A 23,762-nucleotide genomic window follows, 5' to 3' on the forward strand; every position below is an offset into this window, starting at 1 on the left:
GCAGCGTTGCCGCCCGCCAAGCCGCTCGAGGAGTCCCCCATGCGCCCATCGTGGAAGCTCGCCCTCATCGGGGGCGAGGTCACCGTGCTCGCCGCCTTCACCGGAGTCGGGATTCACCTGGCGATGCAGCCACACCGCATCGCCTTTCGCCCGCCGCCGCTCGTCCTGCCGACGACACGACCGGCCGTGATTCCAAGCGTTGGTATCCCGTTGGTCCCCGTTCCGCGGCCGACACCACCGAGCGCCAGTCCGCCCGGGCTGGGGCCTGAGCTCTTTCGCAAGTTCGGTCAGCAGGACCATGACCTGGCGATGCAGGAATGGGACATCCTGCGGGGCGTGACCGGTGCCATCGAGCGCTACGTCGAGGCCCAGATCGCCGAGCGTTTCCCCAAGAAGCGCTGATGGATCAGCTCAAACACCTGATCGAGGTCTGGACCAGCTACGCGCAGGGACTGACGGGCAGCATTGGCGCCCTGGCGTTCGTTTGCGCCTTTATCTGGAAGATGATCGCCATCGAGCCTCGCAGCGTGATGGAGGCCAAGCGATGGATCGGCCGGATCGTCTTCGGCACGATCGGCGTGGAGATGGCCGGCATGCTGGTCCGCGTGCTGGTGGATTCGGTCAATCACTGAGCGGACTTGAAACCTGCTAGAGATCTTCTCCGCCCTGATCATCGGCTTCTTCAACAACCTGATCAACGACGTCCGCGACTCGATTGCCGGCAATGTAGAGACCTACCTGCTGAGTACGCACGACCTTTCGACCCTGACCCCGCGTCCACTGACCGAGGAGCCGGCGCTGCAAGCGATGTACCACCTGACGCTTGGCATGGCGGACCTTCTTTTAGTGCTGGTTTTCACCTGGGCCTCCCTTCGCAGCCTGTGGGAACACAGCTTTCGTGCCCATTACACCTTGAAGGTCGTGTTGCCACGGGCGATGGCCGCCATCGCCATGGCTCACTTCGCGCTGCTGTTCGGCCAGATGGCGATCGACTTGAACAATGCCCTGGTCCACACCATCTGGACGCAGGCGCTTCCGGGCGGGTCGCCCCGGATGCCGTGGACCTTCGCCATGTCGAACGGCTTTGGCCTGCCGCTCTTCGAGGTCGTGGTACGGCTGGCGATCGCGGTGATGCTCGTCATCGTCGCCTTTACCTACGTCGTGCGGTTCGCCCTGCTGGCGGTGCTCCTCGCGGTGGCGCCGCTGGCCTCGATCTGCATGATCCTTCCGGAAACCAAGCGATACGCGCAGTCATGGCTGCGCCTCTTTCTCCTTACCGTCTTCATGCAGTTTGGTCAGGTCCTCGTGCTCCGTTTCGCCAGTTTGTTTGCCGATCAACTCGGCGCCCGGCCTCTTGAGGCGCTCTACGGCGTTGCGGTGCTCTACCTCCTAATCAAGGTGCCGGGGCTGATGAACGCGTCCTCCCATTTCGAGTCGAAGGCGCAGCACGTCGCCGAGGGTTGGGCCAAGCGGGCCATCAAAGCCGGCATGGCGACCGCGACGACACGGAGTTCGAGCGCATGATCTTGCTGACCTCGACGCGCCTGGCGCTGTTCGTCTGGTCCTGCCGGCGGCCCCTGCTCGCCGGCGGCGCTGCCTGCCTGATGGTGCCCTTGCTGATCGCCGGGATGGTGGTGCAGGCCCGGCAGGATGGAGCCGGCGTCCTGATGCCGCCGGTGAAGGAGGCGATCATCACCCAGCCCTTCGGTTGCACGACGCTCGCGATCGAGCCCTGGTCGGCGGCGTGCCCCGGTCACCACTTCCACAGTGGAGTCGACCTGGCGGGGCCGCTCGGCACACCGATTTATGCCGCCACGCGAGGCACCGTGACCGTACGCCGCGAACGCGGGGGCTACGGCCTTTACATTCTCCTCACTCGCGATCCTCAGCTCAGCACGCTGTACGGCCATCTCGACTGGCCGCTCGTGCAGCCGGGCGACGTCGTTGCCGCGGGACAGGCGATCGCCCTCATGGGATCGACCGGCAACAGCACCGGACCGCACCTCCACTTCGAGGCGCGCATCGCAGGGGTTCCGGTCGATCCGCTCCCGCTTCTCCAACATGCGGCATTGGGAGGTGGTGGATAAGCCGAGACTCTCAAATATCCCTCCCCCCTCGGGGGGAGGGCAGGGTGGGGGCACTCAATGGTAGGGAGTAAGAAAATGGTCAACCGTGTGATTTTGGTCGGCCGCTTGACACGTGACCCAGAGATCGTCGTCAGCCCCAAGGGATTGACGATCGCGAAGCTTCGGCTCGCGACCAATAGCTACTCGAAGGACGATGACGGCAACCGGCAGGAGGACGTTCAGTATCACTCGCTGGTGGCCTTCGATCGCTTGGCCTCGATTTGCCAGGAGTTCTTGACCCGCGGCAAGTTGATCTATGCCGAGGGCAGGCTACGCAGTCACGAGTGGGACGGCAAGGACGGTTTGCGCCGCTACACGACCGAGGTCGTGATGGACCAGATGAAGATGCTCAGCCCGAAGACCGAGAGTCCCGTCGAGAACGGTCAGCCGGCCGCTGAGCCGGTCACTGCCTGAGGAGCAACAGCAAGAATGATCCCCGAACCGCATCCCTACGATCCGGACGATCCAACCTATTACGACGAGACCTCCGAGGAGCTCGGCTATCTGGTTCCAGACCGGGGATTCCGGCCCGACCCGATGGAGGTCGACGATTACCTGAGCCACTAAACTCCGGTAGCAATGACGCTTGGCGTCGGTATCGTCGGCTTGCCTAACGTCGGTAAGACGACTCTGTTCAACGCCTTGACGCGCGCGGGCGCGGGCGTCGCCTCGTACGCCTTCAGCACGGTCGAGCCGAACACCGCGATGGTCGAAGTGCCAGACAAGCGGCTCGACGTGCTGGCGGAGATGTATAAGCCCAAGAAAGTCACGCCGACCATGATGAAATTCGTCGACGTCGCCGGGCTGGTCGCCGGCGCCAGCCGCGGCGAGGGAATGGGCAACCAGTTTCTCTCGACCATTCGCGATCTCGACGCCCTGGCCATGGTGGTGCGCTCATTCAGCGACGCCAACGTGCAACACGTCGACAGCAAGCTGGACCCGCGCCGCGATATGGCCATGGTGAATCTCGAGCTGGCGCTCGCCGACCTCGACGTGGTCAACAAGCGGCGCGAGAAGATCAGCGGGACCGCGCGCCTCAAGCCAGGGGCCAAGGAGAAGGAGGAGCTCGAACTTCTCGACCGGCTGGCCGCTCACCTCGATGAAGGCAAACCGATTCGCACGCTGAGTTTCGAGGCGGAGCAGGCCAAGCTGCTCAAGAGCTTCTCTTTCCTCACCGCCAAGCCGGTGCTGTACGTCGCCAACATCGGTGAGGATCAGATCGGAAAGGAGACTCCCGAGCTGCAGGCCCTCCGTGAGGAAGCCGCCACCGAGCATGCCGAGGTCATCGCGCTCTCAACGCGCCTCGAGGCGGAGATCCGTGAGCTGCCGGACGAAGAGGCGGCGGTGTTCCTCGAGGACGCTGGCCTGAAAGAGGCGGCGCTTCCGACCTTCATCCATGCGGCCTATCGATTGCTGAACCTCGTCACCTTCCTCACGGCGGGCGATCCAGAGGTCCGTGCCTGGACGGTTCGCGAGGGCGCGAAGGCCCCCGAAGCCGCCGGCGTGATCCACAGCGACATCGAGCGTGGGTTCATCAAGGCCGAGATCGTGGCCTACGACGACCTCATTGCGGCCGGATCCTATGCCGCGGCTCGGGAACGGGGCAAAGTGCGGCTCGAAGGACGCGACTACGTGATGAAAGATGGCGACGTCTGTCTCTTTCGCTTCAATGTCTGACGCCTGGCGCCTGCTGGTCGATGCACCGGCCGATGGCGCCTGGAACATGGCCGTCGACGAGATCCTCCTGGATGGCGTGGCCGCCGGCGCGGCACCGCCCACCCTTCGCTTCTACGAGTGGATGCCCGCCTGCCTCTCGCTCGGCTATTTCCAGCCATTCGATGTCGTCGACACGGATGGATGTCGCCGGCTAGGCGTCGACGTGGTCCGGCGCCCGACCGGCGGTCGAGCCATCCTTCATGATCGCGAGCTCACCTACAGCGTCGCGCTGCCGGCGTCGCTGCTGGGGCACGATGGCGGCGTGCTGCCCTCGTACTACCGGCTTAGCCTCGCCTTGCAGGACGGCCTACGCCATCTGGGCGTCCCGGCTACGCTCGCTCCACAATTCGCCGCACGTGGCCCGGTTGCGCACGGGCCCGTCTGCTTCGATCGCCCCTCAGCCCACGAGATTCTCCTCCAGGGGCGCAAGCTCGTGGGAAGTGCCCAGATGCGGCGCGGCGGCGGCATCCTCCAGCACGGCAGCATCCTGGTCGAGCCGCGCATCGACAAGCTCACCGCGTGTCTGCGCTTGCCCGATGGCTCTGCGGGAATCGAGGATGGGGTGGTCGGCGTTGCCGAGGTGGGTCTGACTGAACCGGCCCGGATCGCGGCCGCCATCAGCGACGCCTTTGCCGGGCGGTTCGGCGTTAGCCTGGTGCCGGCCCCCCTCGAGCCGACCGAGCTCGCGGCGGCGAGGGCCCTGGCCAACTCGAAATATCAGTCAGTCTCCTGGACGCACGGGCTGACGCCGGCAGTGGCTGGAAAAACAACAAGGACCAGATGAGGAGGGGCATTGCAGCGGCGATGGCAGGACGGCTGCAGGATCTGGCCCTTGTTGGCTCGCGGCTTCGGGCACACGCTATATCTTGTACCCGGGGCAGTTTGTACCACAGCCTGTTGGACGTGTCAAGCGCTTATCCACGTTCGCGCTAAACTCCACTCGGCGTACGCTCCGCATGTCTCGAAAAAACAGACGCTCGCAACTCAGGAAGCCCCAGCGCGGATCATCCGGTGGTGGGCGTGCCGCCCGCCCGGCTGGGATGCCACCCGCGCCCGCGTCGCAGCCTGAAGCGTCGGGACCGTCGGCCCAGGCGGCCAAGCCGGTCCAGGTCCCACCCGCGGCTGCTGCCAAGCCGGCGCCCGTTGCGCGGCCGCTCCCGCGCGGTCCCCGCGGCCGGCAGCAGGCCGGCCCGCTGCCAGCCGAGGATGCCGCGATCCCGATGGACCGCGTGCCGTACTTCCGTTCGGACCTGCGGCGGATCGCGATCACGGCCGCTTTGATGTTCGTGCTACTGATCGCTGGCTCGATCGTGCTGCGCGGTTTGCTCCAGGCGTGAGGGTCGCGGGATTTCCCGCGTGTGCAAGAAAGCCGATCAGGTAACCGTTCTGCCCCAAGACGCTAACAACTTGGCAGGAGGTTTCCGTGTTCGACAAGAGGTCCCCGCGCGAAGCGGCTCCCATCGTCGCTGAGACGGTGCTGAGCAACCAGATCAAGCTGGAAGGCCGGCTGCAGTCGACTTCCAACATCCGGTTCGACGGCGAAATGAACGGCGACCTGACAACCGAAGGTGACCTGTCGGTCGGCGAGCACGGCCGGGTCAAAGGCAATGTCAGCGGGCGGAATGTCGTCGTCGGCGGGACGATCCAGGGCAACGTGAACACCACGGGCCGCCTCGAGATCCTGGCCACCGGCAAAGTGTTCGGCGACATCGTCGTCGGTTCGCTGATCATCGACGAGGGCGGCATCCTCCGTGGGAAGAGCGCCGTCCATGCCGAGGAATCCGCGTCCTCCACCGTCTCGGTAGGGGTCCGCGCGGAGGTTGGCGCCGCCGCCTGACCCGTCGGGTTTCATTCGTCAACAGGGTCCGGACGCGTCCGGGCCCTTTTCCTTTTTGCCGATACTTACGGCGTGTTGATATCCGGGGATCCAGTCCAGTTCCTCGTCAGCGCTCTCTACCTGATTCCAGCGCTCCTCCTGGGGCTGATCGCCCACGAGATGGCGCACGCTGCCGTGGCCGTCGCTCGGGGCGACCAGACGCCCCGACTCGACGGCCGCCTCTCCCCGAACCCTAGGAATCACCTCGACCCTCTCGGCACCATCGCCATCCTCCTGATCGGTTTCGGCTGGGCGAAGCCAGTCCGAATCGATCCTCGGCGCATGCGGGGGCGCTTCGATGCCGCGCTCGTGGCGCTGGCCGGCCCCCTCACCAACCTTATGATCGCCTTCGTGCTGGCGATCCCGATCAAGCTACTGCTTCGCGCCGGGAGCTTTGACCTCGGATTTCCCCCCTGGCGCTTACTCTGGGTGGCCTTCATTCTCAACGTAGTGCTCACCGTCTTCAACCTTCTCCCGATTCCGCCGCTGGATGGGTACAGCTTCGTGTCCGCCCTCTTCCGCCGGACCTTTCCGGAGTTTTTCTTCCGGATCGACAGCAACCGGCAGGCCATCATGCTCATACTCGTGCTCGTCTTGCTGCTCAGCAGCTTTGTGGGGATGAGCTTGCTCGCGTCCATCTACACGCCCGTTGTGCGGTTCATCCTCTCCTCGCCGCCGTTTCCGATTGGGGGCTGACCATGGCTACCCTGCGGGCTCTGCCCAGCGTTCATCAACTGCTCGAGGACGAGCCGGCGGCCGCGCTGATCGCCGAGCATGGCCGTCCGCTGGTGCGATTCGCGGTGCAGCGCATCCTCGAGGAGGAGCGTGGGGGCGGCGTTATCGCCGAGCCCGGGGCCCGCTGGTCGGCCATCGGGCACGCGATTGAGGAGCTGCGCCGCCCGCGGCTGCGGCCGGTGGTCAACGCCACCGGGGTGATCCTTCACACCAACCTCGGCCGGGCCCCCCTGGCGCCTGCTGCGGCGCAAGCCGCTGCCGCCATTGCCGGTCGCTACTCGACGCTGGAGTTCGACCCGCGGACCGGCCGCCGAGGCCGGCGGCATGACCTCGTCAGCGACCTGCTGCGCCATCTGACAGGCGCGGAGGCGGCGGCGGTTGTCAACAATTGCGCCGCGGCGGTGCTCTTGATGTTGACGGCCCTGGCCAAGGGCAAGGAGGTCATCGTTGCGCGCGGCGAGCTGGTCGAGATCGGCGGCGGATTCCGGATGCCGGATGTCATGCGCCTTTCGGGCGCTCGGCTGGTCGAGGTCGGCACCACCAACCGCACCCGCGCCGAGGACTACACCGCCGCGATCACGCCCCGCACCGCCGCCATCATGAAAGTCCACGCCAGCAACTTCCAGGTGATTGGGTTCACCGAAAGCGTGGAGCTCAAGGCGCTGGTAGAGATCGCCCAGCAACACAAGGTGCTGCTCCTTCACGATCTGGGTAGCGGTTCGCTCCTCGAGACCGCATCCTACGGACTGGCCGACGAACCCCGCATCCAGGACAGCATTCGGTCCGGGGTAGACCTCGTCGCCTGCAGCGGCGACAAGTTGCTGGGTGGGCCGCAGGCGGGCCTGTTGCTCGGTCGTGCGGCGCTGGTGGGCCGGGCGATGAAGCATCCGCTGGCGCGGGCGCTCCGCGTTGACAAGCTCACGCTGGCGGCGCTGATCGCCACCCTCGACCTTTATCTGACCCAATCCCTATCCCGGTTGCCGGTCTGGGACATGCTCGGCGCGGCAACGGAGTCGATTGCCGCGCGCGCACGTGCGTGGCAGAGCCGGCTGATGGAGCGTGGCGCCGCGGTCGAGGTCGTCGCCGCGGAGTCCACTGTCGGTGGCGGTTCGCTGCCGGGGGAGCGGCTGGCCACGATGGCGCTCGCGATCACGCCGGCGCGCGGTGGTGCCGCGGAGCTGCTCCGCCGTTTGCGCGACCACGAGCCGCCTGTCATCGGGCGAATTGTTGAGGAGCGGGTTCTGCTCGATCCGCGCACGGTGCTGTCCGATGAGGACGATGTCGTCATCGACGCCGTGCTCGCGGCACTGGCATGACCGACCTCCCGGTAGGCTCGTTCGTCGTCGGCACGGCCGGCCACATCGACCACGGCAAGTCATCGCTGGTGCTGGCGCTGACGCAAATCGACCCTGATCGATTAGAGGAAGAGAAGCGCCGCGGCATGACCATCGACCTCGGCTTCGCTTACATGCAATTGCCCAGCGGCCGGCGGGTCGGGATCGTCGACGTACCGGGCCATCAGCGCTTTCTCAAGAACATGCTCGCGGGCGTCCACGGGATGGACGCGGTCCTGCTGGTGATCGCGGCGGACGAGGGGCCGATGCCGCAAACGCGGGAACATCTCGCGATCGTGGACCTGCTCGGCATCGAGCATGGTCTCGTGGTGCTGACCAAGGCCGACCTGGTGGATGACGCCTGGCTTGGCCTGGTGCGTGAGGATGTGGCCAGCTTGATCGCCGGAACCTCGCTGCAGCAGGCGCCGATCATGGTGGTGTCGAGCGCCACCGGCGCCGGCTTAGACGAGCTTCGGGCGGCGCTCGACGCGGAGCTCGCAAAAACCGCCGCGCGTCCCGATGTCGGACGGCCGCGCTTGCCGGTCGATCGCTCATTTGCCATGTCGGGATTCGGCACGGTGGTCACCGGTACCCTGGTCGGCGGTGCCCTGCGGCAGGGCGCCGAACTCGCCCTCTTGCCCGCCGGCCGCCGGGTGCGCATCCGCGGCCTGCAGCAGCACAACCAGCCGGTCGACGAAGCCCGGCCGGGGAGCCGGACTGCCGTCAATCTCAGCGGGCTCGACCACTCGCAGGTCCGGCGAGGCGACGTGCTCGCGCTTCCGGGAACACTGCCGTCGAGCCGGCGCCTGGACGCGCGCCTCGAGGTGCTGCCCGGTGTCCCGCCATTAAGGCACCACCAGCGCCTGCAGATGTATCACGAGACCAGTGAGGTAATGATCGAGCTGAGCCTGCTCGAGCGAGATGAACTTCGCGGCGGCGAGGCGGGTTGGGTCCAGCTCTTTGCCACGCAGCCGCTGGTGGCCCTCGACGGTGACCGCTTCATCCTGCGGGTGCCCTCACCGGCCGCCACGGTCGCGGGCGGCGTGATCGTCGACAGCGCGCCACGCCGTCACCGGCGGCGGGACCCGGCGGTCCTGGCGGATCTCGCCGCCCGCGAGCGCGCCGATCCGGCAACCGCCGCGGTTCTCGAGCTCGGTAAGCACCCCTGGGGCCTGGTGGGGGCGGAGCTGGCTGGCCGATTGGGCCTGTCTCCGGAACAGGTGGAGACGGTTCTCGCGCCCCTGAGAGACCGCGGGGCCGTGCGACGGATGGCCTCGCGATGGTTGACCCGCGAGCAGTGGGAGCGCTCGGTGGCGCGCGTGTTGAGTGGCCTGACCGCATACCACAAGGCGCAACCGCTTCGGCGTGGGATGCCGAAGGAAGAGCTGCGCAGCCGCACCGGGATCCCGGCCGAAATGTTTGCCGCGCTGCTCACGACGCTCGCCGCCGAGCAGACGGTTGTCGACGAGGGGGGCGAGGTCGCCGCCACCGCCCACCACCCGGCACTCACCTCCGAACAGGAGACTGCGATTGCGGCATTTGTCGCCGAGTTGCAAGGGCAGCCCTTCAACCCGCCGCCGCTACCAGACCTCATCCGTCGGTACCAGCTGACGCCCGCACTCCTCCAGTACCTCGTCGTCGATGGGCGGGTGGTTCGCGTCAACGATGACACGGCGTTCGCCCGCTCGGCGTACGATGACGCCGTCCGCCGGATCCGCGACCATCTCACCGAGCACCGCACGCTGACGGTCGCCGCCGCTCGCGATGTGCTGGGATCGAGCCGCCGCTACGTTCTTCCCTTGCTCGAGTGGCTGGACGCGCAGAAGATCACGCGCCGGGTCGGAGACGACCGCATCCTGAGGAATTGATGCTGGCCGGCGGTGCCTCGCGGTCTCGCGGCGTACTCGCCGGCCTCGCCCTCATCCTGGGGCTCGCGGCGTGCGGCCCCCAGCCGCCGGACGCGGCGACCTTGCTCAACCAGTCGAGCCAGCACATGCTTCACTTGAACGGATTTCACTTCCAGATGCAGATCACGGGCTTCACCGGCGCCAGCGAGCCGGTGCAGAGTGCGCAGGGCGATGCGCATCCGCCCGATCTTCACGCGCGGGTGAATCTCAAGGAGGGCACCATCCTGCTGGAGGTCGAGGTTGTCTTCGCCGCCGAGAAGGTCTATCTGAAGTCATTCACGGGCGGCTGGCAGCAGCTCACCGACGCCCAGCTCGCCGCGTTTTTTGATGCCCGAACGCTATTCGATCCGCAGGCGGGTCTGTTCGCCGCGATGCGCGATACCACGTCGCCCACGCGCGGCAACAGCGAAAAGATCGCCGGCCACGACACCTATCCCGTCGCGGGCCAGGTCTCAGCGGTTCGGATGCACCAATTGCTGACGCTGATCCGCGACCAGGGCACCTTTGTGGCCACCTACTGGATCGAAAGCCAGGGAAGTAACCTGTGGCGAGCACGTTTGACCGGCAGCCTCTTCGATGCCTCAAAGTCGGCGACCATCACGTTCGACTTCTCCAATCATGATCACTCCGTTTCGGTCACTCCGCCGCCGCTCGGCTAACCGGTCGGTCCTGCTCGCCCTGAGCGGCGCCGGGCTCTTCCTCGCATCCCTCGACGCCTATGTCGTCGTCACGGTCCTCTTCAACTCAACCGATCCGCGGGCGTCCATCTTGACGACCTTGAACATTCCGGCCAACCATTTCGAGCGGGCGACGCCGATCATCACGGGCTTCTTGCTCGGCTACCTGGCGGCGATGCCTCTCGCCGGCGGCCTCAGCGATCGCTTGGGCCGCCTCCGCGTGTTCGCGCTGTCGATGGTGCTGTTCGCTTTCGGATCCTTGCTGACCGCGACGGCACCCAACCTCGGGCAGCTCGTGACCGGCCGTGTCCTCCAGGGGGCCGGCGGTGGCGCGCTCGTGCCCGCGGTGCTCGCGCTCGCGGCGGACCTCTATCCCGCGGGAGGCCGGAGTCCGGTGCTCGGCGCGGTCAGCGCGCTGCAGGAGATCGGTAGCGTGTTGGGCCCGCTGTGGGGCGGCTTCATCGCGGCCCTTCTGGGGTGGACCTGGATCTTCTGGATCAACATTCCATTTGCCGCGCTGCTCCTGTGGGGGCTCTGGCCGGAAATCCGTAGCGGCGGCGAGCCGCGCCGACCGGCGCAGCTCGACGGGCTCGGTGTGCTCCTGGCCACCGCCGGCCTTGCCTCACTCACGTTGGCGCTGTACGCCGCCAACCCCGAGCAGAGCCCGGTAGGCGAAGGCTTCTTCTGGCAGGCGCCGTTGGCGATCCTGTTCTTCGCCGCCTTTGTCTGGCATGAGCGCCGAAGCTCTCACCCACTGATCAACGTCCGCCGCTTTGGGGATTCGTCCTTCAGCGGTTCGGCGCTGACGAACGCGATCGCGGGTGCCGGCCTGATGGTGGCGCTTGTCTATATTCCGGTGCTCGCGAACGCCGTCTTCTCGATGAATGCCAGTGGCGCGGCGCTGCTCCTCTTCCGTCTGATGCTCGGCATACCCATCGGGGCTCTGCTTGGCGGTTGGCTGGCGCAACGGATGCGGAGCTACCGCGTTGTCGCGGCACTCGGCCTGGTCCTCGCAGCCGCCGGATTTCTCATGCTGTCCGGCTGGAACGAAGGCTCGCTCAAGCCGCACCTGCTCGGCCTGCCCATCACGGTGGCCGACGCCGAGTTGTTCCTCACCGGTCTTGGGCTTGGCATCGAAATCGCGCCGGTCAGCGCGGCCCTGCTGGATGCCGTCGGTGAGTCGGAACGCGGCGCCGGGGCGTCCTTCCTGATCATCATGCGATTGGTTGGCATGCTGGTCGGCTTCTCTCTGGTGGCCGGCTTTGGGCTGTGGGAATTTCACCGGGCGACAGCGCACCTGCTGCCGCCGCTGCCCGGCCTGAACCCGAACTTCGCGACGCAATTCGCGATCTACACCTTCAAGGTGAAGGCCGCCATCTTTGACGAATACCACCTGATCTTTCGCGCCACGGCCGTTGCGCTTTTCATTGGCGCACTGCTGGCCGCGGCGACCTTGCGGCCGCTGCCCCGTCCTCGCTGGCGATAGCGGGACTATTCTGAGCCGCGACAACCCATGCCCTACGTCGGTATCGATCTTGGGGGCACGCAGCTGCGTGTCGCAGTGGCGGATGCTCGAGGCCGCCTCCGCACGGTCGTACGGCATCCCACCGAGGCCGCGCGCGGCCGTCAGCACGTCATCAACCGGATCGTTGCCGCGGTTGCGGAAGCGCTCGAAGCGGACGGCACACCGGCTGGTGGGGTCCACGCGCTGGGCATCGGGCTGCCTGGACCGGTGGACCCGGCGGCGGGCCTCGTCATCAGTCCCGCCAACCTGCCAGGCTTCAGAAACGTGCCGCTCAACCGGATCCTGACGCGCGCGACCGGCATCCCGAGCTTTCTCCATCATGACGCGCACCTGGCCGCGCTCGGCGAGCATCGACGCGGCGCCGCCCGTGGCGCCAGCGAGCTGATCTATGTCACGGTGTCCACCGGGATTGGGGCCGGCATCCTGCTGCGCGGCGAGCTCTACGCCGGCGCCCATGGCATCGCCGGCGAGGTCGGCCACATCGTGGTGCAGCGCGATGGGCCGCTCTGCACCTGCGGCAATCGGGGCTGCCTCGAGGCGATCGCCAGTGGCACCGGGATTGCCCGCGCGGCGCGCGAGTCGGCGCCGCAGAGACCCGGCAGCGCGCTCCACGGGTTGCTCGAACCGCATGCCGAGGACGTGGTCCGCGCCGCCCGCGCCGGCGACGAGCTGGCGACGGCGATCCTGGAGAACGCCGGCAGCTACCTCGGGCTGGCGATCGGCACCCTCGTCAACCTCTTCAACCCGCAAGTGATCGTGCTTGGGGGGAGCGTCATCAAGGCCGGGCACTTTCTGCTCGCCCCCATGCGCCGCTCGCTGAACGACTCGTCGTGGAAGGCGGCGCGGCGCGGCCTTCGGATCGTCCGCCCCGCGCTGGGCGACGATGTGGGATTGATCGGTGCCGTCGAATTCGCGCGGCTTCGCGCCCGGCATGCCCCCTCGGCTTGATCCGCCGGCGCTCCCGGATTGGGAGCGGCCGTTCGCCGCGGTACGGGAGCAAGCCAAGCACCGCGGACAACGCGCATTCGTGGTCGGCGGTTATGTGCGCGACCGCTTGCTGGGCGGAGACCGAGAAAAGCAGATTCACGAAGTCGACATCCTGGTCGAGGGTCAGGGTGCAACCCAACTCGCGACGGCGGTTGGCTCTGCTTTGCAACTGCATCCGCCCGTGATCTTCGAGCGATTCGGGACCGCCCACCTCGATATCGATGCTGGCCACGCGCTGGAGTTCGTCTCCAGCCGGACCGAGCAATACGACCGTGCCAGCCGAAAGCCCGACGTCAGTCCGGGGACCCTTAAGGATGACGTCATGCGTCGGGACTTCACGGTGAATACCCTGCTGATGGAGTGGGATGGGACCGTGCTCGACCTCACCGGTCGTGGCCTCGATGACCTGAACGCCCGCCGGATCGTGACGCCACTCGAACCGCGGACGACTTTCGACGAAGACCCGCTCCGCATGTTGCGCGCGATACGGTTCGCCACGACGCTCCAGTTCAGTCTCGATCCGTCTGTCGAGGCCGCCATCCGGGATCAATCCTCACGGTTGCAGCCGCCCACGGTGTCGATGGAACGCATCCGCGACGAGTTCTCGAAGCTCCTGCTGGCCGAGACGGTGCAGGGCGGCCTCGACCTGTTGGATGCGACCCGGCTCCTGCCGCGCATCCTGCCGCAACTCGAGGCCGGCAAGGGCATGCGGCAGGGAGGCTGGCATAGCCACGACGTCTTCGGGCACGGCCTGCTGGCCGCGTCCCTTGCCCCGCCGGAGTTGATCACTCGGCTGGCCGCGCTGCTGCACGACGTCGGGAAACCCGCGGTGCACGAGTTGCGCGACGGCAAACCCACCTTCATCGGTCACCAGGACGTTGGCGCAACCATGGCCGCTGCCGCACTCCGTCATCTGCGTTATCCGGGCGAGGTCGTCGACGCCGTCACCAAATTGATCCGTTTGCACATGCGGCCCATCCAGTACGACCCGCAGGGCTGGGAGGACAAGGCGGTGCGACGACTGGTCCGCGACGCCGGTGAGCAGCTCGATCGCCTGCTCGTGCTGGCGCGTGCCGATATGCGTGCCAGTCACTACCCGGATGTCAAGAAGATCGACGACCTCGAGGCGCGCATCCGACAACTCGACGCCGATGCGATCGCCGCCATCCGCTCGCCGCTTACCGGCGAGCAGCTGATGGCACGGACTGGCCGTCCCGCCGGACCCTGGATCAAGCGTGTCAAGTCGGCGCTGGAAGACGCGATTGTGGATGGAACGCTGCCGCCCGACGCGCAGTCGGCCTGGCGGTACCTCGAGGCGCACCCCGAGCTGCTGGGCCCGTGACCGCGTTGCGCCGCTGGCCCTGGCCCTTCCTGCTCCTGCTAGTCGGTGCCGTGATAGCCAGCGCGCGCCTCGTGCCGGCCTTCACCGTGAGCCCGACGCTGGTGCTCGCTGTCTTCTTGCCGCCGCTGCTGTTCGACGCCGGGTTCTCGATGCGGGCCGCGGCGATACGCCGCGAGCTGCCGTGGATCCTCTTGCTCGGTCTGGCGGGTGCGGTGCTGACCGCTGCCGTGGGCTTCTGGCTTCTTCGGGCCGCCGGCCTTCCATCCGATGAAGCCCTCTTGCTATCGGCCATCCTGGCGGCAACCGATCCCGTGTCAGTCTTCGCCGCGCTGCGCCGCTTGCACACGCCGGAGCGCCTGCGGGTGGCGCTGGAGGGGGAGAGCCTTGTCAATGACGGCGTCGCGGTGCTCCTTTTCGTGGTCGCGCTCGCGGTGGTCGAGCGGCGCGTGATCGACCCACCCGGCGTGATCGGCCTCGTCCTGTTCCAGACGGCGGGCGGCCTGGTGGTCGGGGTGGTTATTGGTCTGCTGGCACGCCGGATTCTTGCTGCGCTTCCCCATGTGGTGCAAATCGCAGTCACGGTGCTGGCGGCCTACGCCGGCTACCTCCTCGCCGATCGGGTTGGGGCTAGTGGCCTGCTGGCGGTGATCGCGATGTCGCTGATCCTGGGAACCGCCTATGAGCCATCGGCGCACCACCAGGTGCATCGCTTCTGGCGCGGGCTCGGCTTTGTCATGTCGAGTGCCGTCTTCCTTCTGGTAGGTCTGCAGGTCCACCTCGATAAGGTGGTCCGGGCCGGTGGGCGATTGATGCCGCTGATCGGCGCGGTGTTATTGGCGCGGGCGCTGATGGTGACCGTCGTCACGCTCCCCAGGACCGACCTCTGGCCGTGGTCGTGGCGTCTGGCGCTGGTCTGGGCCGGGCTGCGGGGCGCCCTCTCGCTGGCGCTCGCCCTCGGCGTCCCGGCGGTGGTCGCCGGCCACGACGAAATCCTGGTCCTGGTCTTCGGCTTCGTCTTTCTCTCCCTGGTTGTTCAGGGCCTTTCCACAGGCCCTGTATTCAAGGCTCTGGGGATAACGCGACAGACAGCTGTCACAACGGTTCTTTAGGCTGTGCTCTGCTAAAATCTGCGGCGCCACGTCGCGTCGGGTAAGGGTCGACGCGACCGTAGGCTCGCAATAAAGAGAGGAAGCATGCTGTTTAGTCTCGGGCTGCTCCGGCGGATCGCTCGGGAACTTCCTCGTTACGGAAAGCTGACCTACTGCCTCTATCGGGATCCACGCGTGCCGCAACGCAACAAATTGGCGCTCGCGGCTGCCATGGCGCTGATTCTCAACCCGGTGGTCGATGTCCCGCTGCGCCTGCCGGTCTTCGGTGAGATGGATGCGGTGGCGCTGACCGTGCTCGCCATCCGATTGTTCGTCGACAAGGCACCCAAAGACGTGGTCGCCGAGCACCAGGAACGCATCGCGCTGGGGACCAGCGTTTTTGACCAGGATTTACGCCGGAGCCGTGAAGGGCTCCGTGGCCGCGTCAATGCGTTGCGCGGACTGGCCCTCGAACGGGTCGGCCGGAGGAGGGCGATTTGAAAGTCGTGCTGATCGAGGACGTCAAGGGAACCGGGAAGGCCGGTGAGACCAGGGACGTGGCCGACGGCTACGCGCGCAACTTCCTCCTGCCGCGCAAGCTCGCCCAGCAAGCAACCAGGGGTGCGCAGGAGCAGGTCGATCGCGTCAAGGCCACGGCGGTCCAGCGCGAGAACCGCGAGCTGGAGGACGCGAAGGCGTTGGCCGTCAAGCTGGAGGCCGTGCAGGTGGTGTTGAAACTGCGAAGCGGGAAGGATGGCAAGTTGTTTGGTGCCGTGACGAATGCAGATGTGGCGTCGGCACTCAAGCAGCAGCACGGGATCACGCTCGACCGCCGGAAGATCGAGTTCGACGAGCCGGTGAAGGCGATGGGCGTCGGCACCGCTCACGTGAAGCTCCACCGTGAGGTCACGGCCCGGATCCCGTTGATGGTCACCTCCGCTTGACCGTTGACCTGAGACGCGCGCCGGCGCCGCCGGCAACAGGCGGCCGCGTGCCGCCCCACAACCTGGAGGCGGAAGCATCGGTGCTCGGCTCCCTGATGCTCGATCGCAACGCCATCGTGCGAGTCGCCGACTTCCTACGACCCGAGGACTTCTACCTCGACCATCACGCCCAGGTCTACCGGGCTGCGCTGAACCTTTACGACCGGAGCGACCCAATCGACCTGCTCACGCTCGCATCCGAACTCGAGAAAATGCTGGTCCTGGAACGCATCGGTGGCCAGGTGTTTCTCGCAGAGCTCGAGAGTCGGGTCCCTACTGCGGCCAACGTCGAGTACTACGGCCACCTCGTGGAGGAGGCCGCCACCAAGAGAAAGTTGATCAGCGCCGGCGGACGGATCACGGCGCTGGGGTTCGACGACAGCACGCCCGCGGGTCAAGCATTGGATACGGCGGAAGGCGTGATCTTCAACATCGCGGAAGGCCGCATCACGCAGGACTTCGTTGCATTGAAGGACATTCTCAAGACGACCTGGGATCAGATCGAGCAGATCCACAAGGACCAGTCAGTTATCTCGGGCGTGCCGAGCGGCTTCAGTGACCTCGATGCGAAAACCGGTGGCTTCCAGAAGTCAGATCTGATCATCATTGCCGCACGCCCAGGCGTGGGTAAAACCAGCCTAACCTTGAATATCGCGCAGCACGCCTCGATTCAATACAAAATTCCGGTCGCAATTTTCTCGCTAGAGATGTCCGAACAGCAGCTCGTGACTCGACTCCTCTGTAGCGAGGCTTCAGTTGATTCGTATCGGCTGCGCACCGGACTCCTTAAGGATGCCGAGTGGCCGCGAATCGCCCAGGCGATGGGTGCGCTCTCCGAAGCGCAGATTTACATCGACGACTCACCGAGCGTGTCCGTTATGGAAATGCGCACCAAAGCTCGCCGACTGAAGTCCGCGAATAACCTCGGTCTGATCATCGTCGACTATCTTCAGCTGATGCAGGGTCGCAACCAGGAAAACCGTGTGCAGGAGATTTCAGATATCTCGCGTTCGCTGAAAAGTCTGGCGCGCGAATTGCAGATACCGGTGATTGCCTGCTCTCAGCTAAGTCGCGAACCTGAGAAGCGTCCTGATCACCGGCCGGTTCTTGCGGATCTTCGCGAAAGTGGTTCGATAGAGCAAGATAGCGACCTCGTGCTCTTCATTTATCGCGAGCGTTTTTACAACGACAACGTTGCCGAGGACAGACGGAACATCGCCGAGGTCATCATTGCGAAGCATCGCAACGGGCCGACCGGAAAGATCGAATTGCTCTTCATCGATGAGCAGACGAAGTTCGCCAATCTCGACCGGAGACGCGGGAGCTAGCGCATGGTCACCATCCTCGTAGGCGGCCAGTGGGGCGACGAGGGCAAGGGCAAGATCATCGACCTTCTCTCGGAGAAGGCGGACATGGTCATCCGCTCCCAGGGCGGCAACAACGCCGGACACACGGTGGTCAACGCCGGCCAGGAATTTCGGTTCCACCTGATTCCCTCAGGCATCCTCTATCCGACCACCACCTGCGTGATCGGCAACGGCGTCGTGCTCGATCCACGCGTGCTGCTCGAAGAGATGCAGCAGGTGCAGTCGCGCGGCATCAGCATCGACCGGTTGATGATCTCCGATCGTGCCCACCTGATCATGCCGTGGCATCCGATCCTCGACAAGCTCGAAGAGGAGCAGCGCGGCGATGATCGGCTTGGCACGACCTGGCGCGGCATCGGCCCCGCCTATGCCGACAAGGTCCGGCGAATCGGCTTCCGCGCCGGCGACCTGCTGAAGCCGCGCTTCCTCCAAAAGAAACTCGGGTTCGTTCTCAACAAGATCAAAAACCCGATCCTGGAGCAGCTCTACCACGTACCGCCGCTCGACCCGCAAGCGGTGCTCGAGGAGTACACCGCGTACGGTGAGCGGCTCGGCCCTCACATCAAGGACATCTTTCCGATCGTTCACCAGGCGGTTGGGCGCAATGGCCAGATCCTGCTGGAGGGAGCCCAGGGCAGCATGCTGGACCTCGACTTCGGCACCTATCCCTATGTGACGTCTTCATCGCCCACTGCCGGCGGCGCGCTCACCGGCTCCGGCATTCCGCCGGCCGCCGTCGACCTGACGATGGGTGTCTTCAAGGCCTATACGACGCGTGTCGGTTACGGGCCGATGCCGACCGAGCTCACCGATGCCCTGGGCGAGCAGATGCGCAAGATCGGCGTCGAGTTTGGCACGACAACTGGGCGGCCGCGACGCGTGGGATGGTTCGACGCGGTGGTGGCGCGCTACAGCGTCGCCCTCAACGGGATCCGCTCGATTGCCTTGACGAAGCTCGACGTGCTCGATGAGTTCGACCCTATCCGGATCTGCACCGGTTACATCAGCAAGGGCGAGCTCCAGGCCTATCCGATGTCGAACATCAGCCACCTGAAGCACTGCGAGCCCGTCTACGAGACCCTGCCCGGCTGGCGCTCATCGACTGCGGGCCTCCGGCGGCCCGAGGATTTGCCGAAAGCCGCTCGCCGCTACATCGACCGGCTCAGTGAGCTCTGTGGCGCGCCCATCGACATCGTGTCAGTCGGCGCATCCCGCGATCAGACGATCTGGATGCAGGGAGGGCCGTCTGGCCTAACGGTGCGTCAGCGCGAACACGAGGCCAGCCACCCCTACGTACCACAGCACTGATACGGCGCTCAGGATTAGCTTCGTCTGGCGGTTGAGCGATCGCTGAGACCAGGTAAGCCACAGCCCGATGGGGTTGATGAGCAAGAGGGCTGCCATGAGGACGATTGGGTTCTGCGCCCCGCCCCGCAACGGGCCGCCGCGCGTGGCCGCGCTGCGCATCTGTCGCACCAGCTCGTTCGAGTCGCCCTGCGTATCGAACGACCGGACCGGACGCGGGGTGGTGCTGCGGCTGTAGGCCGTCGAGACGGGCGACGTCGCCATGACCGGTTGGCGTACCTCCGACCGGACTGGTGCCCAGAGTCGATGCGGATCGGGTGGTTCCGCGGAGTCGACTGCCAGGGTACGCAGCGCCGCCGGCCGGCTCGCCGACCTCGCACGCCGTCGAAGGAGGTCCTGCACGAGCAACACGACCGTGACCAGCGCGCTGACCAGTAACAGCGCCTGCCATGCCGCCTGCTGTCCATTGCCGTACCAGCGCAGGATCATTGTTCCCACGCCCGCGGCGAGGCCGAACGCAAACGTGAATCGCTCGGAAAGCATGAGGCGACGGCGGTCGGCGGCGATGTAGCCCGCGAGGAAGAGGGATGGTCCGGAGGCGAGTTGGAAGCCGAGGTCCGATCGAATGGCGATGGCGGCGGCGGCCACGCCACAGAGGAATCCGACGACGACGCCCAGGGAGATCTTCCGCGTGTACCAGAGGTAGGTGACGCCGAGCAGCACCGCGGCGCCCGATGCCGCCCCGACGGGCCCAGGAAAGTTACCGATGTACAGCTTGACCGGGTCGATGATGGTGCCGTTCCGGAACCAGAGCAGCAGCGGATCGTCGAGGTGGCGGGCATCGACGGCGGCGTACCCGATGTGCAGCGGCATCTGGATCAGAAAGAGAATTCCGAACACGATCAGGGCCGGATGGATCATCACCCGACGTAGCTGCGGCCAGAGGACGGTGTCGATCGCGATGAAGAGGATCACCAGCGACGCGCCGATCCAGGCCGGCGTGCGAGGGGAGAAGAAGCTGGCGATCAGCACGCTGGCGACCAGCGGATGCGTCGCTTTGAAGCCGACCCACGCCGGCAGCCCGAAAGTCAAGCGGGCCAGTTGCAGGGCGAGCAGGCATACGATCCCGGAGAGAAACGAAATCGAAAACAAGAGCAGGGCGTCCTGCAGGAAGAAGATGATGCCGGCGAGGACCAGGGGTAGGAGGGCCAGCGCGTAGGCCAGGTCATAGTTAAGCTGCTCCGGCTGGACCAGGAGCAACTGCGGAACACCGTGCAGCGCTCGCCAGAGCTGTCGCACGTCGAGCATTGTAGTCGAGCTTCGCGCGAATTGGGCCCTGACTTGGACGCTCCGTCCAAAGTTGGCCGGAGGGATCGCGCGAATTGCGTCTGCTATCCTTACTCCGTTTTTCCGGGCACCCACGTGAAATTGTCGCGCCACACGCTGCTTACGCCCATCTTGCTGGCCGCCGGGTTGCTCGCCACCGTTGTCGCTGCGTCCGCGGCGGACACCAGCTGGACGTTGACGGGTGCCCAGCAACCCGGGACGCGAGACCTTCCGGTGTGGTCGATCGCTGTTGCGCCCGCCCATCCGTCGGTGTTGCTCGAGGCGACGCAGGGCCGAGGCGTCCTGCGCAGCAGCGACTCCGGCGCCACCTGGACCTCGGCGATCACCGGGATCGACAACGCCTGGGTCGTGCGCTTCGACCCGCTGCAGCCGGCGACCGCCTACGCCGGCACGCAGGCTGACGGCGTCTACAAGTCCGTCGACGAAGGGAAGACATGGGTCGCGCAGAGCCAGGGACTCAACAGCATGGATGTCCGCTCGATCGCGGTGGACAGCGGTCTACTGCTCGCTGGGACTGCGCACGGCGTCTACTACTCCAGCGATGGCGCCGGCTCCTGGCATTCGCTCGGCCTCGAGACATTGAATGTCGCCGCGGTGGCGGTGCTGCCGAAGACCAACGGCCCCACGCTGTTTGCGGGCGCCGACAACGGCAACGCCGTCTCGGGCTATCTGCTCAAGTCCGAAGGACTCGGCGGGAACTGGGCGGTGGTCAAAGGGAACTTCCCCGGCGACGCGGTGGTTGCCTCGCTCGCAGCAGCCTCGGCGCCCTCGGGCGGCACCGATCCGCCGGTGCTGGCCGGCACCTCGCAGGGCCTCTTTCGCAGCGATGATCGCGGCGTGACCTGGAGCCCGCTGGCCGGTCTGCCAACCACCGACTTCAACATCGTGCTCTTCAACGCCGCGAATCCCGATCAGATCTACGCGGGCAGCGATGGCGACCAGGGCAACGGCGGCGTCTTTCGGTCGCTGGATCGGGGGGCGAGCTGGGGCACGCTTGGCGGCGGCCTCCCGCTCAAACCCCGGATCACGGCCCTCGCGCTCCAGCCGCTCAACCCGGCGCAGGTCGTCGCGGCGGCCTGGAATCCGACGGATGGCTTGGCCGGGGCGTACCGCATCGCCGATCCCGCCGCCACGGTCGCGGGCGTGACGGCCACGGCCGTTCCGTCCGCAACCAGCCGTGCCTCCGCCACGCCGCCTGCCGGCACCGCCGGGGCGGTTCCGGTCCGGCGCTCGAGTGGGACGCCCGGCTACGCCAGCTACGCCGCCGCGCTGGCGGCGCTGCTCGCCCTGGGCGCCGTCATCCTGGCGCGGCGCTGGCGGGTCCGCCGGCAAGACCAAAACTCGTTTCGCCCGTGACCCGCCGTCACAACCAGGCCGGCCGCGTTAACCATCCTTTCACCGGTTCAAGGTGGTGGTTTGAGACCGGCGACGGTACCCTCTTTTCTACGGCCCGTCCAATGCGGGCTGAGGAGGTCGATCGCGGCTGCTCACCACACGGTCGAGGCGGAACCTGAGCGTGGATTCGGCTGAAGCGACCCTGCGCACGCTCGGACTCCAGCTGCCGGAACCTCCAAAGGCGCTCGCCTCCTACGTGCCGGTCCAGCAGGTTGGGGAGCTGCTCTATACGTCGGGCGTCATCCCCAGCTGGAACGGCCAGGTCCAATTCCACGGCGTGGTGGGCGGCGATGTCAGCCTCAAGGACGGCACCAGGGCGGCAGAGATCTGTGCCCTCAACATCATGGCGCTCATCCGCCAGCATGCGGGATCGCTGGACCGGGTCGAGCAATTCGTCCAGCTCAGCGGCTTCGTCCGCTCGGCGCCCGGCTTCGAGGAGCAGCCGAAAGTCCTCAACGGGGCTTCCGACCTGATCTTCAAAGTGTTCGGGGAGCGGGGGCGGCACACCCGGCAAGCGCTGGGAACCAGCGAGCTGCCGCTCGGTGTGCCGGTCGAGATCTCGGCGATTATCCGCTTGCGGAGCTAAGCCGCCAGCGGCAGCCAGGCAGTGAAGGTCGCCCCCTGGCCGGGTTCGCTGGCCGCCTCGATCGTGCCCTGGTGCGCCTCGACGATCGACTTGGCGATGGCCAGGCCCAGCCCCGAGCCGCCCATCGACCGGTCGCGCGCCTTGTCCCCGCGGTAGAAGCGCTCGAAGATGTGTGGAAGATCCTGCCGGGAGATGCCCGGGCCGGTGTCCTGCAGCCGGATCGCGGCCCGCCCATCCGCCTGAAAGACGCTCCAGTGCTGTTCCGCCCCCGGTGCGTACTTGAGCGCGTTTTGGGCAAAGTTGGTCACCACCTGTTTCAGTGCCTCGGGGTCGGCCCGCACGGTGACCCCCGGCTGCAGATCCTTTGACACGACCGCGCCCTTGTCGCGCAGGCTCAGCTCGTCAAGCGCCTGGTTGACGAACTGGTCGAGCCGCACCGGTTGGCGACTGGGCACCTTGCCGGATTCGAATCGGGTGAGCGTGAGCAGGTCGTTGACCAGCCGGGTCATGCGGGCGCTTTCCTGCTGCATGGCGGCGAGCGACGTTTGCAGCGTCTCCGGGTCGACCACGTCACGCCGGCCGAGCACATCGATGTAGCCCGCGATCGAGGTCAGCGGCGTACGGAGCTCGTGCGAGGCGTCCGCGACGAAGTGCCGCATCTGTTCTTCCGACTGCCGGCGGATTTCGAAGGCACGGTCGATGCCGGCGGCCATCTGGTTGAACGCGACCGCGAGCGTGCCGATCTCATCCCTGGTCTTCGGCACGTTCACCCGTTGTTTGTAATCGCCGGCGGCCAGGGCCCCGGCCGTGGTCGACATCTGCTGTAGGGGACGGAGCGCCCGGCCGACGATCAGCGGACTCAGCAGCAAGGCCAGCAGCAGCACGAGCAACGACCCTACGACGGCAACCTCCCGGTCCAGCCGCAGCGTTTGATCGATCTCGCTGGTCGGAATGGCGAGCTGGGCCAGGCCGATCGGCCGGGTGCCGTTGCGGATTACGTTGAGCACCACGAGGTAGGTCGAGCCATCGGCAGCGGCGGCGACGTAATAGGGCCGGGGCCCGTGGAGCACCGCGTTGCGGTACTCCTGGGTGGTGAGGCTCGGGGGGTCCAGCGTGGCAAACAGGGTCGCCGGCGACGATGTGACCCAGCCCCCGTTCACGTCGATGATGGTCGCGGCCGTCCGGCGGGAACTCAGTTCGAGGCTGAACGTCTGCGACAGGATCAGCGCGCGCAGCGTGGCCGCCGGCCGGCTCGCGTTCTGCCTGCGGAAGGCGGTGAAGACGGCGTTGTACTCGCTCACAAGCACATCGGCGTTGGTTCGAAACAGGACCTCCCGTGCGGCGAAATACTGGGCGACGCCGGCGGCCAACAACAAGACGGCGAGCAGGCCGAGGTAGAGGAACGTGAGTCGCCAGCGCAGCGATCGAAAGCGTGACATGGCTAGCCGCGCCCACCGCGGCGCGAC

The 23,762-nt window shown here is 66.3% G+C and carries 26 protein-coding genes; 24 read left to right on the forward strand and 2 right to left on the reverse strand.

The window, feature by feature from the left end; all coding sequences use genetic code 11:
• Positions 1-6 precede the first annotated feature (6 nt).
• The 22 genes from VHK65_14520 to VHK65_14625 all read left to right on the forward strand — a co-directional run bounded on the left by VHK65_14520 (position 7) and on the right by VHK65_14625 (position 18,971).
• Positions 7-402, forward strand: a complete 396-nt coding sequence (locus VHK65_14520; protein HVS07357.1) for a hypothetical protein — start codon at positions 7-9, stop codon at positions 400-402.
• Positions 402-632, forward strand: coding sequence for a hypothetical protein (locus tag VHK65_14525; protein HVS07358.1), 231 nt, complete (start codon positions 402-404; stop codon positions 630-632). Before VHK65_14520 ends, VHK65_14525 begins: the two co-directional genes overlap by 1 nt.
• Positions 633-672: 40 nt before the next feature.
• The gene (locus VHK65_14530) at positions 673-1,524 is read left to right on the forward strand and encodes a conjugal transfer protein TrbL family protein (GenBank protein HVS07359.1); all 852 of its coding nucleotides are present in this window, start codon (positions 673-675) and stop codon (positions 1,522-1,524) included.
• Positions 1,521-2,087, forward strand: a complete 567-nt coding sequence (locus VHK65_14535) for a M23 family metallopeptidase (GenBank protein HVS07360.1) — start codon at positions 1,521-1,523, stop codon at positions 2,085-2,087. The genes VHK65_14530 and VHK65_14535 overlap by 4 nt, the downstream gene beginning before the upstream one ends.
• A gap of 75 nt (positions 2,088-2,162) precedes the next feature.
• On the forward strand, positions 2,163-2,540 hold the full coding sequence (gene ssb / locus VHK65_14540) for a single-stranded DNA-binding protein (protein HVS07361.1): 378 nt from the start codon (positions 2,163-2,165) through the stop codon (positions 2,538-2,540).
• Between the two features lie 15 nt (positions 2,541-2,555).
• On the forward strand, positions 2,556-2,693 hold the full coding sequence (locus VHK65_14545) for a hypothetical protein (protein ID HVS07362.1): 138 nt from the start codon (positions 2,556-2,558) through the stop codon (positions 2,691-2,693).
• Between the two features lie 12 nt (positions 2,694-2,705).
• The gene (gene ychF, locus VHK65_14550) at positions 2,706-3,803 is read left to right on the forward strand and encodes a redox-regulated ATPase YchF (protein ID HVS07363.1); all 1,098 of its coding nucleotides are present in this window, start codon (positions 2,706-2,708) and stop codon (positions 3,801-3,803) included.
• On the forward strand, positions 3,796-4,626 hold the full coding sequence (locus tag VHK65_14555) for a biotin/lipoate A/B protein ligase family protein (protein ID HVS07364.1): 831 nt from the start codon (positions 3,796-3,798) through the stop codon (positions 4,624-4,626). The genes ychF and VHK65_14555 overlap by 8 nt, the downstream gene beginning before the upstream one ends.
• A 256-nt stretch (positions 4,627-4,882) precedes the next feature.
• Positions 4,883-5,179: a hypothetical protein gene (locus VHK65_14560; GenBank protein ID HVS07365.1), complete on the forward strand. Its 297-nt coding sequence runs from the start codon at positions 4,883-4,885 to the stop codon at positions 5,177-5,179.
• 86 nt (positions 5,180-5,265) lie between these two features.
• The gene (locus VHK65_14565) at positions 5,266-5,679 is read left to right on the forward strand and encodes a polymer-forming cytoskeletal protein (protein HVS07366.1); all 414 of its coding nucleotides are present in this window, start codon (positions 5,266-5,268) and stop codon (positions 5,677-5,679) included.
• A 72-nt stretch (positions 5,680-5,751) separates the two neighbouring features.
• Positions 5,752-6,414: a site-2 protease family protein gene (locus tag VHK65_14570; protein HVS07367.1), complete on the forward strand. Its 663-nt coding sequence runs from the start codon at positions 5,752-5,754 to the stop codon at positions 6,412-6,414.
• A 2-nt stretch (positions 6,415-6,416) separates the two neighbouring features.
• Positions 6,417-7,769, forward strand: coding sequence for an L-seryl-tRNA(Sec) selenium transferase (gene selA, locus VHK65_14575; protein HVS07368.1), 1,353 nt, complete (start codon positions 6,417-6,419; stop codon positions 7,767-7,769).
• Complete coding sequence (gene selB / locus VHK65_14580; GenBank protein ID HVS07369.1) at positions 7,766-9,655, forward strand: selenocysteine-specific translation elongation factor; 1,890 nt, start codon at positions 7,766-7,768, stop codon at positions 9,653-9,655. Before selA ends, selB begins: the two co-directional genes overlap by 4 nt.
• Positions 9,655-10,353 (forward strand): LppX_LprAFG lipoprotein, encoded by a 699-nt coding sequence (locus VHK65_14585; protein ID HVS07370.1) that lies wholly within the window; start codon positions 9,655-9,657, stop codon positions 10,351-10,353. The genes selB and VHK65_14585 overlap by 1 nt, the downstream gene beginning before the upstream one ends.
• Entirely contained in the window at positions 10,313-11,857 is a 1,545-nt protein-coding gene (locus VHK65_14590; GenBank protein ID HVS07371.1) for an MFS transporter, read from the forward strand. Before VHK65_14585 ends, VHK65_14590 begins: the two co-directional genes overlap by 41 nt.
• A gap of 27 nt (positions 11,858-11,884) precedes the next feature.
• Positions 11,885-12,844, forward strand: coding sequence for an ROK family protein (locus tag VHK65_14595; protein ID HVS07372.1), 960 nt, complete (start codon positions 11,885-11,887; stop codon positions 12,842-12,844).
• Positions 12,795-14,225: an HD domain-containing protein gene (locus VHK65_14600; GenBank protein ID HVS07373.1), complete on the forward strand. Its 1,431-nt coding sequence runs from the start codon at positions 12,795-12,797 to the stop codon at positions 14,223-14,225. Before VHK65_14595 ends, VHK65_14600 begins: the two co-directional genes overlap by 50 nt.
• Positions 14,222-15,334, forward strand: coding sequence for a cation:proton antiporter (locus VHK65_14605; protein HVS07374.1), 1,113 nt, complete (start codon positions 14,222-14,224; stop codon positions 15,332-15,334). The genes VHK65_14600 and VHK65_14605 overlap by 4 nt, the downstream gene beginning before the upstream one ends.
• An 84-nt stretch (positions 15,335-15,418) precedes the next feature.
• Positions 15,419-15,814, forward strand: coding sequence for a hypothetical protein (locus VHK65_14610; protein ID HVS07375.1), 396 nt, complete (start codon positions 15,419-15,421; stop codon positions 15,812-15,814).
• A 5-nt stretch (positions 15,815-15,819) separates the two neighbouring features.
• Complete coding sequence (gene rplI / locus VHK65_14615; GenBank protein HVS07376.1) at positions 15,820-16,257, forward strand: 50S ribosomal protein L9; 438 nt, start codon at positions 15,820-15,822, stop codon at positions 16,255-16,257.
• Between the two features lie 8 nt (positions 16,258-16,265).
• Positions 16,266-17,624 (forward strand): replicative DNA helicase, encoded by a 1,359-nt coding sequence (dnaB, locus tag VHK65_14620; GenBank protein ID HVS07377.1) that lies wholly within the window; start codon positions 16,266-16,268, stop codon positions 17,622-17,624.
• Positions 17,625-17,627: 3 nt separating this feature from the next.
• Entirely contained in the window at positions 17,628-18,971 is a 1,344-nt protein-coding gene (locus tag VHK65_14625) for an adenylosuccinate synthase (protein HVS07378.1), read from the forward strand.
• Here the strand turns inward: VHK65_14625 and VHK65_14630 are convergent.
• Entirely contained in the window at positions 18,915-20,276 is a 1,362-nt protein-coding gene (locus VHK65_14630) for an RnfABCDGE type electron transport complex subunit D (protein ID HVS07379.1), read from the reverse strand. The two genes, VHK65_14625 and VHK65_14630, sit on opposite strands and share 57 nt — an antisense overlap.
• A gap of 114 nt (positions 20,277-20,390) precedes the next feature.
• On the opposite strand from VHK65_14630, the gene VHK65_14635 reads away from it, so the two are divergent.
• Positions 20,391-21,671: a hypothetical protein gene (locus VHK65_14635; GenBank protein ID HVS07380.1), complete on the forward strand. Its 1,281-nt coding sequence runs from the start codon at positions 20,391-20,393 to the stop codon at positions 21,669-21,671.
• Between the two features lie 160 nt (positions 21,672-21,831).
• The gene (locus VHK65_14640) at positions 21,832-22,296 is read left to right on the forward strand and encodes a RidA family protein (protein HVS07381.1); all 465 of its coding nucleotides are present in this window, start codon (positions 21,832-21,834) and stop codon (positions 22,294-22,296) included.
• Here VHK65_14640 and VHK65_14645 read toward each other — a convergent pair.
• A complete protein-coding gene (locus tag VHK65_14645) occupies positions 22,293-23,735 on the reverse strand; it encodes an ATP-binding protein (GenBank protein ID HVS07382.1) in 1,443 nt (480 codons plus the stop codon). The genes VHK65_14640 and VHK65_14645 overlap by 4 nt on opposite strands.
• Positions 23,736-23,762: the final 27 nt, after the last annotated feature.

It is taken from the genome of Candidatus Dormiibacterota bacterium (assembly GCA_035544955.1).
In the GTDB taxonomy this organism is placed as follows: Bacteria; Chloroflexota; Dormibacteria; order CF-121; family CF-121; genus CF-13.